This window comes from Streptomyces sp. NPDC058289, from assembly GCF_042880975.1.
GTDB classification, from domain to species: Bacteria; Actinomycetota; Actinomycetes; order Streptomycetales; family Streptomycetaceae; genus Streptomyces; species Streptomyces stoeckheimensis.
The window spans coordinates 1-15,134 of the sequence record NZ_JBHVYI010000031.1; the positions used below are offsets into that span (position 1 = coordinate 1).

Sequence of the window (15,134 nt, forward strand, 5' to 3'; positions counted from 1 at the left end):
GGGCCGGACGTGGAGGGTGCCGGCCCGGCCGGCCGTCCGGGCAGCGCCTCCACGGCCTCCAGCGCCTCCAGGGCGGGTGCCCGGACGACCACCGGCGCGGCCCCCGGCCCGCCGCGGGGCTCGTGCCGGGGCGGCGCGCCCGGAGTGCCGGGGGCGGGCACCGGCTGCACGGGGGCCGGGTTCACGTTCACGCAGCCGGAGACGGCCGAGACCGCACAGGCGACGCCGAGCAGCAGCTTTGTCGTGGTTCGGGTTGGATGCACTCACACAACTCTGCTGTGCGAAGACCCCGTTGCGAAAACCCGGAGCCGATATTCACCCCGCACGGGTGACGGCTACTCGCCCGTGGCGCCGTCGAGGTGCTCGCGCAGCAGGTCGGCGTGGCCGTTGTGGCGCGCGTACTCCTCGATCATGTGGGTGTAGACCCAGCGCAGGCTGAACACCTCGCCCCGGCGGTGGCTCTCGGGCTTGGAGGCGAGGTCCAGGGAGCGGCCGGCCGCGGCCTGCCGGGCCAGCTCGATCTCGGTCTGCCACACCTGCTCGGCCGCGGCCCAGGTGTCCTCGTCGGCGAAGTGGAAGTCCCCGTCCGGGTTCTCGCCGGTGCTGTACAGCTCGGGCAGCTCCTCGTCCAGCATGATCTCCCGGAACCAGTACCGCTCCACCTCCGCCATGTGGCGCACCAGCCCCAGCAGGCTCAGGTCGGACGGCAGCAGCGGGGTCGTGCGCAGCTGCGCGTCGGACAGTCCCTCGCACTTCCAGGCAAGGGTGGAGCGGTGGTAGTCGAGCCAGCCGTCGAGCATTTCGCGCTCGTCGGCCGTGGTGGAGGGTTCGGAACGGTGGGATCCGTCGCTGATCATCATGGGGCCCATCCTGGTCGAACGCGTCCGTGGTCACCACCGATTAGGCTGCGTACTCCCACAAGGAACGAACCTGGAGGTCCCGGTGAAGGTCGGCTGTATCGGACTCGGCGACATCGCGCAGAAGGCGTACCTGCCCGTCCTGACCACCCGCCCGGGGCTCGAACTGCACCTGCAGACCCGGACCCCGGCCACCCTCGAACGGGTCGGCGCCCAGCACCGCGTTCCGGCCGAACGCCTGCACACCGACCTGGACTCGCTGCTCGCGCAGAAGCTCGACGCGGCCTTCGTGCACGCCCCGACGGCCGTTCACCCGGAGATCGTGGAACGGCTGCTTGAAGCGGGCGTGCCGACGTACGTCGACAAGCCGATCGCCTACGAGCTCGCAGAATCGCGCCGCCTGGTCGAACTGGCCGAGGAACGCGGGGTCTCCCTCGCCGTCGGCTTCAACCGCCGCCACGCGCCCGGCTACGCGCAGTGCGCCGACCACGCGCGCGACCTGATCGTCATGCAGAAGAACCGGGTCGGCCTGCCCGAGGACGTACGGACCTTCGTCCTGGACGATTTCATCCACGTCGTCGACACGCTGCGCTTCCTGCTGCCCGGCGAGGTCGACCAGGTCGACGTACGGGCCGTGGTGCGGGACGGCCTGATGAGCCAGGTGGTGCTCCAACTGTCGGGCACGGGCTTCACCGCGCTCGGCATCATGAACCGGCTCTCCGGTTCCACGGAGGAGGTGCTGGAGGTCTCCGGGCAGGACACCAAGCGCCAGGTCGTCAACCTCGCGGAGGTCATCGACCACAAGGGCCAGCCCACCGTCCGGCGGCGCGGGGACTGGGTGCCGGTGGCCCGCCAGCGCGGCATCGAGCAGGTCGTCGACTCCTTCCTGGAGGCCGTCGCCGCGGGCACGACCCTCAGCGCCCGCGACGCGCTGCTGACCCACGAACTGTGCGAGCGGGTCGTGCGCTCGGCTCTGGACCAGACGTCCTGAGCGGCTCCCTGAGGGCCGCTCCGGCCGGATCCCCGGCCGAAGTCCCGAGGGGCCGCCCCAGGGGCCGCCGGAGCCGTACGGAGCGGGCGCCCGAGACCGTGCAGTACGCGGCCAGGGCGGCCAGCGCCGCGCCCACCGCCCAGTCCCCGAAGCGGACGTAGAGGGTCGTGCCCCGGGCCAGCGGGACCTCGTACACCCGCGCCGTCCGCGCCGAGGTGGACAGCGCGGGCCCGATCCGCTCCCCGGAGGGGCCGTGCACCGCACTGACCCCGGTCAGGGCGGCGTGCACCTCGGGCCGGCCTGTCTCCGCCGCCCGCAGGGCGGACAGCGAGGCGTGCTGGCCCGGGGCCCAGCTGTCCTGGAAGCTGGACGTGGCCGACTGGTCGATCAGCACGGCGGCCCCGTCGCGCACGAGGCGGCGGCTCATGTCGGGGAACGCCGACTCGAAGCAGACCAGCGGGCCGAGGCGGACGTCCGCCCGGCCGGGCAGGTCCATCAGGACCGGGGCGTCGCCCGGGACGCGGTTCTCGTCCGCCGCCTTGCCGACCGAGGTGGCCCAGCCCAGCAGCTCGCGGGCCGGCACGTACTCCCCGAAGGGGACCAGGCGCATCTTGTCGTACCGGTCGCCGGTCGGGCCCCCGGGACCGACGAGCACCGCCGATTTGCGGATCCCCGGCCGGTCGGCGGCCCGCGCGTCCACGTTGACCAGCAGCGGAGCCCCCACCCGCGCCGACAGGGCGGCGAGCCGCCGGGCCAGGTCCGGGCGGGCCGTCAGGTCCTCGCCGACACTGCTCTCCCCCCACACCACGAGGTCGGGGCGGAGCCCGGCCGAGACCCCCGCAGGCGTCTGCCCGGCCAGGGGCCCGGCCAGGGGCCCGGCCAGGGTCCCGGTCAGTTGCTCCCCGACGGCGAACCGCCGTTCCGCGCTGTCCGGGCCGTCCTCGACCGGACCCGGCTGTACGACGGCCACGCGCAGCACGCCGGAGAGCTCCGGCCGGGGCGCCCACAGCCACACCGCCCCCGTCAGCACCGCACAGGCCGTTACCCCGGCCAGCGCCGGAACCCGCGCCCCCGGCGCCGTGAGCAGCAGCACCACCGCGCAGTTCACCACCACGACCAGCAGACCGACCAGCCAGACCCCGCCGACCGAAGCGAGCCGCAGCGCGGGCGCCACCTGCCACTGACTGGCACCGAGCAGCCCCCACGGCCCGCCCAGCCCCTGCCAGGACCGGGCCAGCTCCGACAGCAGCCAGCCCGCGGGCACGAGGACCAGCGCCGCGCCCGCCCGGACCCCGCCGGGCCGTCTGCCCAGCAACTCCCGCACCAGCAGGGCCCAGGGGATCCAGAGCAGGCCCAGCAGCGCCGCCAGCACGAACAGGAACACGTGCAGGCTGGGCAACAGCCAGTGGTGGACGGCGAAGACGAAGCCGGCGCCGCCGAGCCAGCCCTCCAGGGCGGCGCGCCGGCCGGTGGGGGCCGACCTCAGGAGCAGGATCCAGGGCACCAGGGCGACGTAGGCGAACCACCACAGCGCGGGGGCGGGGAAGGCGAGGCAGGGCAGGGCCCCCGAGGTGACCGCCGCCGCCGCACGCCACCCCGGAACCCGCTTCGAGACCGCCGAGACCGTCAGCACCATGAAGGGCCTCCGCTTCCAGTGTGGAACACCCCTGCCCGTCGAACCATCAGAACGACATGTGCCGCCACTTCTCGTGGACGGTGACCCGCGACAGCCGCCAGCCGGACCGGGCGGTACGGACCACGGCGAAGGTGTAGCGGCCCGCCGCGACGAAGTTGGGCGCGGTCACGGGGGCCTCGCCGTCGTCGGGCTCCTCCCCGGCGAGCCGCATGGGATTGAGGAAGTCGGCCCGGACCTCCGCCGTGTCACCGGGGGAGCCGCCCTGATCCGCGATCCGGATCAGCCGGTTCACGATCAGGTGCTGGCGCACCGGGAACAGCTTCATCGTCTCCGCGAGCCAGTCCGCGACCTCTCCGGCCGGACCCTCGATCCCGCCGGCCGAGGCGTAGTCGGCCCGCCCGCCCGGGGCGAACAGGGCGCGGTACGCATCCCAGTCCCCGTCGTCCACGGCGATGGCGTACCCCGTGACCAGCTCGTCGATCGCCAGTCGGTCCATCACGCCCGCAAGGTCCACACGCTGCGTCATCGGGTCAGTGTGGGGGCGCGGGCCGCGAAGGCCAAGGGGCGTGCGCGGCCCGGATGCCCCGGCACCGGATCAGTGACCGGAACGCGCCTCCCGTGGACGGACCACCACGAGGTACGCGTCGCTCGCCAGATCCATGACCACCTCCGCGGGCACGCCCTCGCGCGTCCGCTGCGCCGCGTACTCCTCGGCCGGCCAACTCCCCCTCGGACTTCCGGCCGGAAACCGCTCCAGCACCACTCGACCCATGGGACACCCCCTGCTGCTCGTCTTCAGGTCTCTCCCTCCACAACGACGCGGAGGCCGCCCAGGAACGTTCCCGGGCGGCCTCCGATTCACGCGAAGCGGTGAGTGCAGCCGTACTAGCCGGCCGACTCGCCGGCGTGGGGGCTGAGGACACCCATGCCGAGCAGGACGAACAGCAGGATGCCGAGCAGGACCCGGTAGATCACGAAGGGCATGAAGCTCTTGCTGGAGATGAACTTCATGAACCAGGCGATGACCACGTAGCCGACGACGAAGGCGATGACCGTGGCGAAGATCGTCTGAGGCCATTCGATGTGGCCCGGGTCCTCCATCACGTCCTTGATCTCGAACAGACCGGAGGCCAGCACGGCCGGGATGGCGAGGAGGAAGGAGTAGCGGGCGGCGGCCTCACGGGTGAAGCCGAGCAGCAGACCGCCGGAGAGCGTCGCGCCGGAGCGGGACACACCCGGGATCAGGGCCATCGCCTGGCAGAGACCGAAGATGAGGCCGTCCTTGACGCCCAGTTCCTTCAGGGTCTTGCGCTCACGGATGGCGCGGTGCCGGCCGCCCTCCTCGTCGCGCGCGGCCAGCCGGTCGGCCACGCCGAGCACGATGCCCATCACGATGAGGGTGGTGGCGATCAGCCACAGATTGCGGAACGGACCCTCGATCTGGTCCTTGAAGGCGAGGCCGAGGACGCCGATCGGAATCGAGCCGACGATCACCAGCCAGCCCATCTTGGCTTCCTGCTCGGAGCGCAGCGCCGCCGTGTACAGCGAGCGGAACCAGGTGGAGATGATCCGTGCGATGTCCTTGCGGAAGTAGATCAGCACGGCGGCCTCGGTGCCGATCTGGGTGATGGCGGTGAAGGCCGCTCCCGGATCCTGCCAGCCGGCGAACACCGCGGTCAGCCGCAGATGGGCGCTGGAGGAGATCGGGAGGAACTCCGTAAGCCCCTGGACGAGACCGAGGATTAGGGATTCGAACCAGCTCATGTCGGGGTGCGCTCGTCCTTGTGATCGTCGGGCAGTTCGCGTCCGATGCTAGGGCCCGTGAGGTGCGGCCGTGACCACAGGGGGGTGTACGGCCGTCAGTTCCCGCGCGGACACGGGCCGCTCGGGCCTTCGTACGGGCGCCAGCCGGTGCCGTTTGCGCCAGGCGACGACCGCCGCCCCCACCGCGGAAAGGGCGATGAAGCCGAACGAGGCGAGGAACGCGGGGGAGGTCGGGGAGGAGGCGCTGGCCCCCGCGATCACGTACGCGGCGGTGTTCGGGACCACGCCGATCGCGGTGGCGAGGAGGAAGGGGAGCCAGCCGCAGCGGGACAGCGCGGCGGCGTAGTTGGCCACGGCGAAGGGCAGGCCGGGGAAGATCCGGACCGCGAGCATCGAGCGGAAGCCGTGCCGGGCCAGCTGGTCGTCGGCCGCCTGCAGCCAACGGCCGCGGATCAGCGGACGCAGGGCGTCACGCCCCATCATCCGGCCGAGACCGAAGGAGATCCCCGCGCCGATGACCGAGCCGCCGACCGCGGCGACCAGGCCGAACTGGCAGCCGAAGAGGGCCCCCGAGGCCAGGTTCAGCAGCGGGCGCGGCACCAGGGCGGCCGTGCACACCCCGTACGCCGCGGCGAAGAGCAGGACGGCGGTGCCCACCGGGAGACCCGGGGGCCAGCCCTCCGAGAGCAGGCGCTGGGGCTCGAACAGCACGACGCAGACGCCGGCCGCGAGGAGCATCACGACGAGCAGCGAGAGCCGCGTCCACGGCGCGAGGAGGAGGGACATTCCGGGAGACTAACCGACCCCCCTGTCCGAGCGCCGTAATCTGGGCCTCATGCAGTCGAACGACCGGCGGCCGACCGAAGCGCGGGTTCCGCACAGCGATCTGGCCGACCTGTTGCTGGCGCGGCTCACGGAGTCCTACGGCGCCGCCGCCGACGCGGGGCGGGCCGGGCCCATGGCCGCGTACATGAAGGACGTCTCGCCCTTCCTCGGGATCCCCACCCCGCTGCGTCGCGTGCTGTCCCGGTCCGTGACCGAGAACACCCCGAAACCGTCCGAAGCGGACTGTGCGGCCCTCGCGCTGCGCTGCTGGGAACTACCGGAGCGTGAGTACCGCTACTTCGCGGTCGACTACCTGCGCCGGCACGTCTCCCGCTGCTCCTCCGGCTTCCTGCCCGTGGTCCGGCACCTGATCGTGACCGTCCCCTGGTGGGACACCGTCGACCTGCTCGCCGCGCACACGGTCGGGCCCCTCGTGGCGGCGGACCCGGCGCTCGCCGCCGTCATGGACGAGTGGATCGGGGACGAGGACCTGTGGGTGGCCCGCACCGCCCTGCTCCACCAGCTCCGGTACAAGTCCGCGACCGACGCCGACCGGCTCTTCGCCTACTGCCGCCGCCAGGGCGGGCACCCCGACTTCTTCGTCCGCAAGGCCATCGGCTGGTGCCTGCGCGAGTACGCCAAGACGGCCCCCGACGCCGTACGCGCCTTCGTCGCCGCCGAGCGGGAGTCGCTGTCCCCGCTCTCGGTGCGCGAGGCGCTGAAGAACATCGACGGGCCCTAGGGCCTGCGACGCCCGGTGGGGCGTAGGCCCTGCGACCGCCGACGGGGCGCACGTCCGGACCGGCCCGGCGCAAGTGCCGACCGGAGGCCCGAAATTCATTGGCCCCGCCGCGCCCGCTCCGGCAGGATCGACCGCATGTCCAGGCACGCCTTCCCCGCAGCGCCGTCCGCAGTCGCGGACGCGCCGAAGGCTGCCGTCCCCGCAGAACTCGCCGTAGGTGCAGTCGCACTCGACGGCGCACGAAGCTGACCCTTCCCGGATCGTCCGGCGGACCCCACAGGGGGAGGGTCGGTTCGCTCAGGGGGTCCCGTATTTCCAACTTCGGATCACACGGGAAGACATCATGGCCAAGACGGCCTTCGTGCGCACCAAGCCGCACCTCAACATCGGCACCATGGGTCACGTCGACCACGGCAAGACGACGCTGACCGCCGCCATCACCAAGGTCCTCGCCGGGCGCGGCGGCGCCTCCTTCGTGCCGTTCGACCGGATCGACCGGGCCCCCGAGGAGGCCCGGCGCGGCATCACCATCAACCTCACGCACGTCGAGTACGAGACCGACACCCGGCACTACGCCCACGTGGACATGCCGGGCCACGCCGACTATGTGGTCGGCGCACCCTGTCATGATGGGATCCGACCGTCACAGGGTGGGGAACGTGGAAGAGATAGACCTGTACCTCCGCAAGAGCAAGATCGTGCGCGAAGGTGTCGAGGCGCTGACATTCCAAACACAGGAGGACCGGGGCCGCGCGTGGGCTGACCAGCACGGCTACCGGGTGCGGAAGGTCTGGAAGGACAACCTCAGCGCGTGGACCGACACGAGGCGCCCTGAGTTCGACCTTGCCCTTTCCGCACTGAAGCGTAAGGAGGTTCCGGCGCTCTGGTGCTACGCCGTGGACCGGTTCAGCCGTAAGGGTGCGGGTGTAGTCGCCGGACTTCTGGATGCCGGAACGCGTCTGATCTTCGATTACGAGCGGCTCGACAGCGCTGACCCTCGTGACCGCGAACGCATCATCATGGATGCCGAGCGGGCGAAGTCGTCGTCCGACCTGCTGTCCTACCGAGTACGCGACACCAAGGACACTCAGCGCCGCAAGGGCGTATGGCTGGCGGCTGCACCGTACGGACTGCGCAAGGACGCGGATGGCAAGCTGTATCACGCGCAGGAATGGCGTGTCGTGCTGCGCATCCTGGAGGAAATCGGCGACGGGAGGTCGGCCCGCACCGTGGCTCGTGGCTTGACCGCCGATGGCATCCCTTCCCCCCGGGGCGGCAGTTGGGGAGCGTCGACGGTCCGTCGGATCGTGGCCAACCCCGTATATGAGGGCTGGCAGGTAGTAGCCCTCTCCCGCGCACACACGTGGCCCGTGGCCTACCGGGATACTTCCGGCAAGCGTCTACGTGTCATGGCTGCCGACGTCGACCCTGTTCCGGCGGAGACCGTCGAACGGGCCAGGCGGGTACAGGCAGGCCATCAGCGGGGCGCACTCGGCACACGGGTCGGACGCGCGTCGCACCTGCTGACTGACCTCCTGCGCTGCGCCGGCTGCGGGTCCAGGATGCCGACCATGGGCCGCTCGTACGTCTGCAACGGCCACGCCATGGGGAAGCCGTGCCCAGCGCCCGCCTCAGCCATGCGGCAGCGCATAGAGGACTACGTCTTCTCCCGCTGGTTCGCAGAGGTGGCCTACGCCAAAATGTTCGACCCGCTGATGATCGCCGTGGCCGAACGCTGGGCAGCGCTGACGGTTCCCGAAGCGAGCGAGGAGGCGCGGGAAGCTGTGGCGGCAGTAAAGGCGGCTGAGGCCGCCATTGAGCAGCTCGCCAACGACCGTGCAGCCGGGCTCTACAACGGGACCATGGGGAAGCACTTCCCCCGGCTCGTCAGCGAGGCGGAGGAGACTCTCCGCTCGGCGCAAGAGAACGCGGCCAGCTATGCAGGCCTTCGTGTGGATCTCAGCATGTTCGACGACCACGAGATGCTCGACGCAGCGTGGGAGGCAGCGGACACCTCGCTGCGCCGCGACCTCCTCCGAGTCGCCATCGACGAAATCATCGTGACGCAGGCGTCACGCCGTGGCGCGCTATTCGACGGTGACGCCAGATGCGACATCTACTGGGCTCAAGTCACGGACACTGGGCACCCGGTGTAGCCCTGAAGCTGATCTGCACCGCCCCGGTAGTCCCCTCGGACCGCTGGGGCTTTCCCATGCCCGCAGACAGGCGCACAGGGCCCCTCGCGCCACAGCGCGACTGACGCGGCCCGAGCCGGCGAGGTACAGCGGACGGTACGCGTGACGATGTGACGTACAAGGGCCCTGTCCTATGTTCTCTCTATTTTTATAAGAGATATCTAGGAACACCCTCTGTGCGTCACATCGTCACACTCTCGGTCCGGCGGGAATCCCTGCGTCCTTACAACTAGTAGGGAGACGGTGAGCCCGGTAGCGGTGATGCACCGCGAGACCAAGGGAATCCGTCCGTCCCGACAACAAGTAGAGGGAGCGGGACTACCGCGCACCCCACCGCAGAGTGAACGGCGGACCGAGTGCCCACTCTCTCTACTGGCGTTGCCCATGCACCACGCACCCTCTCGTTACGGGGGTGGCCGCAGGAGTCGTGAGGCAGCGCGTGCGGGGACCACACCGCCCATGAGTATCCCGCTCTCCGGAGCGTGCCGAAAGGGGTTGTAAGCGCGTGTGGTCCCCACGTTCGGACCGGTTCGCCGGCGAGGACAACGAGCACCAGGAGCACGGCGAGCACCAGACCGTGTCAACCAAAACTGACGCTACCTGGTAGCGCACTTACGGCCCGCTGACCCAACGGTGAGAGGTGCGCGGTACCGGCCCCGACTCGGGGATATCGGCCGCAGAGTTCCGGGGTTCAAGTCCTCGGGCGGGCACTAGTCGACGACGTGCATCCCACGTACCGGCTCGCAGTACGTCTGTCCGTTGCTGTCGACAAGTGCGGTTCGGCTGTACGCCTCCCACTGGAGACCGAGACCGCACGTTTGGCAGCGTCCGGCAAAACGGCGGTAGCCCGGAGCGGGCTCGGCTGCCTCATTGGTTGTAGTCATCCGACCAACCTAAGACATGACTCCGACAAGGGGGCCGCATGCGTTGTATCGACTGTCCGGAGCCTGCGACCCATCGGGGCCGCTGTGAGCCCCACTACCGGGCGTACGAGGACCGTCCTGCGGTACGGGCTCGGCGGAAGCGTCGGGAAGTCCTCGCACGGGGCAACAGCGCTGCCGCTCGGCTCCGCCGGATCATCCGGAAGTCGGGCTACTGGGCGTGCGGGCGCTGTGGTCGGCATGTCCTCGCGTCGAACATCGACGTGGACCACATACAGCCGCTCGCGTTGGGTGGGATGGACACGGACGGGAACGTACAGACGCTGTGCCGTCCGTGCCATCGACTCAAGACGCGCGAGGATTTCGGGACCGCTGGTCCGCCGTTCTAGGACTAGCCCTTGTCGCCTGTCATCGTGGCACTGCCGAAGTCGATATTGCCCAGGTTGGCCGCAGTCTCTGCGTGAACAACGTCCACTGCAATCGTTCGGTATGCCCCGCCGTACACGTCGATTGGCGGATTCGGCTCTGCGACCGCAGACCCAGCGAAGCAGCCGAGGGACAGTGCAGCCCCTGCGAGGGCGATAGCGGCAAGTACGCGCTTGGTGTTGTTCATGCGCTGCTAACGATCTTGACGCGCCTGGGTCACGCCCGGACAGACCACCGCCCCGGCACAGTGTCGGCGCGCTGTACCGGGGCGGGCGCTTCAGAGACGGCCTTATCTGCCGATCTATTCAGCCATCACGTCGATCGTGTCGCCCTCTTGAATGTCCAACTGCGTCGCGGTGTTGGTGGGTTGCACGCGAGTCCCGTCGAAGAGGAACCGTACGGATGAACGCGACTTACCTTGCCGCTCACAGTAGGAATCCATCAACTTCTGCAACTGAACAGTTCGATCGATCTTGAAATAGATCTCGGCTTGATCTTGGCCAACGACTTTCACGTTGATGTGTCCGGCGTCCGTCACGTGACACCCCTCTCCTGGTCGGCACCCTGCCGACCTTTGCGGTTCATGACATCACACCCCGTCACCGCACCATCACTCTTGACGGATCGGAGGTGATCCTCCATGCCCCGAAAGCCCCGCCCCCCGTGCTCGATACCCGGTTGTCCTGAGCTGGACAGTGCGATGCCCCGGCGCGGGCTCGGGGAAGGCCGCACCGGGATCGGGATCACATCACGTCGCTACGTCGGCCGACCCCATGCCGCCCTTCTCCTCTTCGGGGTCCGTGATCATGCACTCGGTCGTGAGCATCAGGCCCGCGATCGACCCCGCGTTCTCCAGCGCCACGCGGGTCACCTTCGTCGGGTCCAGCTTCGCCTGGTCCACCTGGTCAGACATGGCCCATCTCCTTCACTGGTCGGCACCCTGCTGGCCGTGGCAGATCATGGCATGACGTTCCGTCACGACGCCACTACTCCTTGACAGATCGGCGGCGACCATCCCATGCCCCGCAGACCCCGCCCCCCGTGCTCGGTACCCGGCTGCCCTGAGCTCACCCGAGCCGGCGGACGCTGTGTCGAGCATGAGCGCGAGGCCAACGCGGACCGTGCGTCACGTGGTGGCGCTGTCTATGACACACGTTGGCAGCGCATCCGACGTGCCTACCTGTACCGGCATCCCTGGTGCGCGCTGTGTGGCCGTCTGGCGAACGTGGCGGATCACTTCCCGCTGTCCCGACGCGAGTTGATCGCACGGGGCGACGCGAACCCTGACGCGTCACGTCATCTTCGTCCGCTGTGCGTCTCGTGTCACAACCGAGAGACAGCACGCAATCAACCGGGCGGATTCGCTGCTGAGGCTCGTTCACGACGCGAATCGCGCGAGCTCCCGCCGTTCTGACCAGGGGGAGGGCGTCAGCCCCTCTCCTTCCCGAGCGGCAGGGAGGCAAAAAACTCCCAAGGCTAATTACACCTTTCCTGTGTAGTGAAATGGAAATCCCATTTCACTGCTAAATCTATCCGCAATCAATTTTGGAGAAATTCATGAGCCTTACCCTTGCCGAGTCCGCCAAGCTCTCGCAGGATCAGTTGCAGCGCGGGGTTATTGAGACGTTCGTTCAGAAGTCACCCATTCTGGACCGGCTCCCGCTGATGAAGATTGCCGGAAACGCCTACCGGTACAACGAAGAGTCCACCCTCCCGGGTGTCTCGTTCCGTGCAGTCACCGAGGCGTACCCGGAGAGCACCGGAACGCTTAACCAGAAGATCGAGACGCTCGCCATCCTGGGTGGTGATGCCGACGTGGACAAGTTCATAGCCCAGACGCGCGGAAACCTGAACGACCAGCGAGCCGTTCAGGTCATGATGAAGGTCAAGGCTGCCTCCATCCATTTCTCGGATCAGTTTTTCAACGGTGACGTGACGGTGGACCCCAAGGGGTTCGATGGCCTGCGTAAGCGACTGTTCGGAACGCAGGTCGCCGATGCCAGGGGTCTCGGTCCGGTGGCAAACGGCTATGAGTTCTTTGATGCGCTGGACACACTGACAGCGCGGGTCCGTGGCATCGACGGTTCGAACGGCGCGCTCTACATGAACGCGGACGTGCGGGCCAAGATCGCTTCAGGGTTCCGCCGGCTCGGAGGTTCCGAACTGCTGACGTCAGAGATTGCCGGTAAGCGCGCCGTGATGTGGAACGGTATTCCGATGCTGGACGCGGGTCAGAAGCTGGACGGTACGGACGTGCTGCCCCTGAGCATCGGGACGGGCGGTAAGCAGACCGGTGACATCTACGCCGTCCGCTTCGGCTCCACCGAGGCCGACGCGGGAGTGACCGGGCTGACCAACGGCGGCGTGCAGGCGACTGACCTGGGCGAGTCCCACGACAAGCCCGTCTATCGAACCCGTATCGACTTCTACTGCGGTCTGGCCCTGTTCGGTGGCAAGGCCGCAGCCCGACTGGCCAACGTACTCAACGGCTGACAGACCCACAGAGCCCCCGTGCTCGTCTCCCTTCGCGGGGTGACGGGTGCGGGGGCTTTCTGCGTGTTGCCACGGATGCGAATAATCAAGAATCACCCCGGACGGACGCCTCCCCGGATCATCATGCTTGCGCTGTTGTGTCCGACGACGAGGGGAACAGCCATGGCCAGGCGACTGCGGGTCCTCGGGAGCACGTCCGGAGTGGGCGACTGCCCGACGCTGTACGAGGACCTGGAGACTGGGGAGGTTCTCGTGCAAGGGGACGCTGTGACCGACCCCATGGACGTCGCGCAGCTCAAGTACGTCAAAGAGGGAGAAGCGTTCGTCGTCGTCCCCCGGGCGCTGCTGGCGAACTTCTCCCCGAGGGAGGTCACGCACGTGCCGGAATTCGTTCCGCAACAGAAGATCAGCGAGTTCATCAACGACGGTTTCGAGCACACCGCATGGCGACTGGAGACCCGGGGCGGGTATGCATCCGACCAAGCGATGCCGTCTTACCAGGAGTTCCTACGGACCGGTGACACCGCCGGGGAAGTCGGGCACCCGTGGTTCGCCAACGTGCGGCGCATGGTGGATAACGGTAAGCGGTTCGAGCGGGTTCGGATCGTGGACAACCCGCCGACCACCGGGCAGCAGTACCTTCTCGCGTGCGCCCGGACGAACGTGGCAGCCGGCGAGGACATCCGGCACCTGTGGCGTGACGATGCCGAGCGCCACGGCGTGAACCTCTCGGATTTCTGGCTCTTCGACTCCCGCACCGTTGCGCGCTTCCATTTCGAGGGTGAACGCACCATCGGCATGGAGCTGATCACTGAACCAGCTGAGGTGCTGCGGGCCTGCCAGGTACGGGACGCTGCATGGCACCACGCAGTCCCCTGCCGGGAGTTCGCGGCTCAGGTACCGTCCGCTGAGTGAGTACGGACTTTCAGCAAGCCCGGGTTTCCCTCGGTGCGCGCCTACGGGAGCTGCGCACCGAGGGTGGGCTCGTGGGCCGCGAACTAGCAGAACGGCTCGGGTGGGGGCAGTCCAAGGTCAGCAAGCTGGAGAACGGCAAGCAGACGCCGACCGTCGCCGATCTCATTGCATGGGCCGGGGCCACCGGGCACCCAGGGGCAACAGGTGAACTGGTCGGGCGACTGCGTGGGCTGGAGACGCAGTACCGATCCTGGCGCCGCCAACTGGTCGGCGGATACCGCGCCGTGCAGGAAGCGCACTGGGCGCAAGCGCAGAAGACGCGCTCCCGCCGCAGCTTCGACCCCGCACTGATACCGGGGCTTTTGCAGACTGCGGACTATGCGCGTTCCGTCCTGACCCGGTACTCCACGATCCATACCGCCCCCAGGGACATAGAAGCTGCCGTGCAGGCACGTATGGGGCGGCAGGACATCCTCACCGATCAGAGCCGGTCATTTCACTTCCTCGTCTGGGAGGGAGCCCTGCGTGCCCGTCCCTGTCCGCCCTCTGTGCTCTCCGCGCAGCTTGACCGGATCGTGGGACGGCTCGGTCCGGGGAACGTCAGGGTAGGGATCGTGCCGTTCGAAGCGGACCTGAACGTGCCCCCCGGAGTCGGGTTCTCCATGCATGACAACAACCTCGTGATCACCGAAACATGGCACGCCGAGATGTGGTTGGACGATCCGGAGGACGTTGCGCTGCACGTTCGTGCGTGGGAGGCGCTGGAGAGGAATGCTATCTACGGGGCCGACGCGCATCGTGCGCTCGCGCGAGCCAAGCAGTTCTTGAGCCCGCGAGAATAAGCGCGAATACCGTCCCTCCGGCTTCCCCCACCTTGCCTAGCGTTCTGGCACACAGAGCCAGATGTGAAGGGCGGGACGGTGGGCCGAGACAGTACGAACATCACCAGGCGCAGCGCAATGACGCTGCCTGTCTCTTGGGGCGGCGGAAGGACACACGGGCCCGAGACGATCGCGCCGAGTGATCCGCCATCCCGTAGTCGGTTCTACCTGCGGACGCTCCGGGCGGTACCCCGAGCCCGGGACTTTACCCGGCTCGCCCTGGTGGACTGGCAGGTGGACAGCCGTACGGACGAGATCGTGCAGTGCGTGAGCGAGCTCGCGGCCAACGCTGTCCGTCACGGAGTACCACCTGGGCGCGGTTTCCTGCTGAAGCTGGTGCACGACGGACCAGTCATTCGGGCAGAGGTGCACGACAGCGGCGAACCGATGCCATGCCTCCCGCGAACCGATGTGAGCACCGACGCGACGACCGGGCGGGGGCTTCTGCTGGTGGCCGCGCTCTCGGACGCATGGGGCGTGCAGGCACGGAACCCCGGCAAAGCCGTCTGGACCGAGTTCCACCGCTGA

At 68.6% G+C, this 15,134-nt stretch carries 17 protein-coding genes and 2 pseudogenes; 9 read left to right on the top strand and 10 right to left on the bottom strand.

Annotated features, from left to right (window positions below; genetic code table 11):
- Positions 1-263 (bottom strand): annotated as a pseudogene (locus tag ACFVX6_RS17860) (hypothetical protein); the annotation flags it as partial.
- A gap of 72 nt (positions 264-335) precedes the next feature.
- Entirely contained in the window at positions 336-857 is a 522-nt protein-coding gene (locus ACFVX6_RS17865; protein WP_389692594.1) for a DinB family protein, read from the bottom strand.
- 85 nt (positions 858-942) lie between these two features.
- On the opposite strand from ACFVX6_RS17865, the gene ACFVX6_RS17870 reads away from it, so the two are divergent.
- A complete protein-coding gene (locus ACFVX6_RS17870; RefSeq protein ID WP_389692596.1) occupies positions 943-1,848 on the top strand; it encodes a Gfo/Idh/MocA family protein in 906 nt (301 codons plus the stop codon).
- On the opposite strand, the gene lnt is transcribed toward ACFVX6_RS17870, so the two are convergent.
- From lnt to ACFVX6_RS17895, 5 genes are all read right to left on the bottom strand, one after another.
- Positions 1,772-3,484, bottom strand: coding sequence for an apolipoprotein N-acyltransferase (gene lnt, locus ACFVX6_RS17875; RefSeq protein ID WP_389692463.1), 1,713 nt, complete (start codon positions 3,482-3,484; stop codon positions 1,772-1,774). The genes ACFVX6_RS17870 and lnt overlap by 77 nt on opposite strands.
- 46 nt (positions 3,485-3,530) lie before the next feature.
- A complete protein-coding gene (locus ACFVX6_RS17880; protein ID WP_389692465.1) occupies positions 3,531-4,010 on the bottom strand; it encodes a nuclear transport factor 2 family protein in 480 nt (159 codons plus the stop codon).
- A gap of 69 nt (positions 4,011-4,079) precedes the next feature.
- Positions 4,080-4,256: a hypothetical protein gene (locus ACFVX6_RS17885; RefSeq protein WP_266876352.1), complete on the bottom strand. Its 177-nt coding sequence runs from the start codon at positions 4,254-4,256 to the stop codon at positions 4,080-4,082.
- 113 nt (positions 4,257-4,369) lie between these two features.
- Positions 4,370-5,248, bottom strand: a complete 879-nt coding sequence (locus ACFVX6_RS17890; protein ID WP_389692467.1) for an undecaprenyl-diphosphate phosphatase — start codon at positions 5,246-5,248, stop codon at positions 4,370-4,372.
- 48 nt (positions 5,249-5,296) lie between these two features.
- The gene (locus ACFVX6_RS17895; protein WP_389692469.1) at positions 5,297-6,034 is read right to left on the bottom strand and encodes a TVP38/TMEM64 family protein; all 738 of its coding nucleotides are present in this window, start codon (positions 6,032-6,034) and stop codon (positions 5,297-5,299) included.
- 49 nt (positions 6,035-6,083) lie between these two features.
- Between ACFVX6_RS17895 and ACFVX6_RS17900 the strand changes: the two genes are divergently transcribed.
- The 4 genes and pseudogenes from ACFVX6_RS17900 to ACFVX6_RS17915 all read left to right on the top strand — a co-directional run bounded on the left by ACFVX6_RS17900 (position 6,084) and on the right by ACFVX6_RS17915 (position 10,280).
- Positions 6,084-6,815 (top strand): DNA alkylation repair protein, encoded by a 732-nt coding sequence (locus tag ACFVX6_RS17900; protein ID WP_389692471.1) that lies wholly within the window; start codon positions 6,084-6,086, stop codon positions 6,813-6,815.
- A 343-nt stretch (positions 6,816-7,158) separates the two neighbouring features.
- Positions 7,159-7,425, top strand: a pseudogene (locus ACFVX6_RS17905) (GTP-binding protein); the annotation flags it as partial.
- 49 nt (positions 7,426-7,474) lie between these two features.
- Complete coding sequence (locus ACFVX6_RS17910; RefSeq protein WP_389692473.1) at positions 7,475-8,971, top strand: recombinase family protein; 1,497 nt, start codon at positions 7,475-7,477, stop codon at positions 8,969-8,971.
- Between the two features lie 961 nt (positions 8,972-9,932).
- Complete coding sequence (locus ACFVX6_RS17915) at positions 9,933-10,280, top strand: HNH endonuclease (RefSeq protein WP_389692475.1); 348 nt, start codon at positions 9,933-9,935, stop codon at positions 10,278-10,280.
- 2 nt (positions 10,281-10,282) lie between these two features.
- On the opposite strand, the gene ACFVX6_RS17920 is transcribed toward ACFVX6_RS17915, so the two are convergent.
- From ACFVX6_RS17920 to ACFVX6_RS17930, 3 genes are all read right to left on the bottom strand, one after another.
- Positions 10,283-10,504, bottom strand: a complete 222-nt coding sequence (locus ACFVX6_RS17920; protein ID WP_389692477.1) for a hypothetical protein — start codon at positions 10,502-10,504, stop codon at positions 10,283-10,285.
- Between the two features lie 114 nt (positions 10,505-10,618).
- Positions 10,619-10,855 (bottom strand): small ubiquitin-related modifier, encoded by a 237-nt coding sequence (locus ACFVX6_RS17925; protein ID WP_389692479.1) that lies wholly within the window; start codon positions 10,853-10,855, stop codon positions 10,619-10,621.
- A 210-nt stretch (positions 10,856-11,065) separates the two neighbouring features.
- Positions 11,066-11,230, bottom strand: a complete 165-nt coding sequence (locus tag ACFVX6_RS17930) for a hypothetical protein (RefSeq protein WP_389692481.1) — start codon at positions 11,228-11,230, stop codon at positions 11,066-11,068.
- Positions 11,231-11,874: 644 nt separating this feature from the next.
- On the opposite strand from ACFVX6_RS17930, the gene ACFVX6_RS17935 reads away from it, so the two are divergent.
- The 4 genes from ACFVX6_RS17935 to ACFVX6_RS17950 all read left to right on the top strand — a co-directional run bounded on the left by ACFVX6_RS17935 (position 11,875) and on the right by ACFVX6_RS17950 (position 15,134).
- A complete protein-coding gene (locus ACFVX6_RS17935; RefSeq protein WP_389692483.1) occupies positions 11,875-12,810 on the top strand; it encodes a major capsid protein in 936 nt (311 codons plus the stop codon).
- A 162-nt stretch (positions 12,811-12,972) separates the two neighbouring features.
- Positions 12,973-13,725: a DUF6879 family protein gene (locus ACFVX6_RS17940; RefSeq protein WP_389692485.1), complete on the top strand. Its 753-nt coding sequence runs from the start codon at positions 12,973-12,975 to the stop codon at positions 13,723-13,725.
- Positions 13,722-14,567 (top strand): helix-turn-helix domain-containing protein, encoded by an 846-nt coding sequence (locus ACFVX6_RS17945; RefSeq protein WP_389692487.1) that lies wholly within the window; start codon positions 13,722-13,724, stop codon positions 14,565-14,567. Before ACFVX6_RS17940 ends, ACFVX6_RS17945 begins: the two co-directional genes overlap by 4 nt.
- Positions 14,568-14,684: 117 nt before the next feature.
- The gene (locus tag ACFVX6_RS17950) at positions 14,685-15,134 is read left to right on the top strand and encodes an ATP-binding protein (RefSeq protein ID WP_389692489.1); all 450 of its coding nucleotides are present in this window, start codon (positions 14,685-14,687) and stop codon (positions 15,132-15,134) included.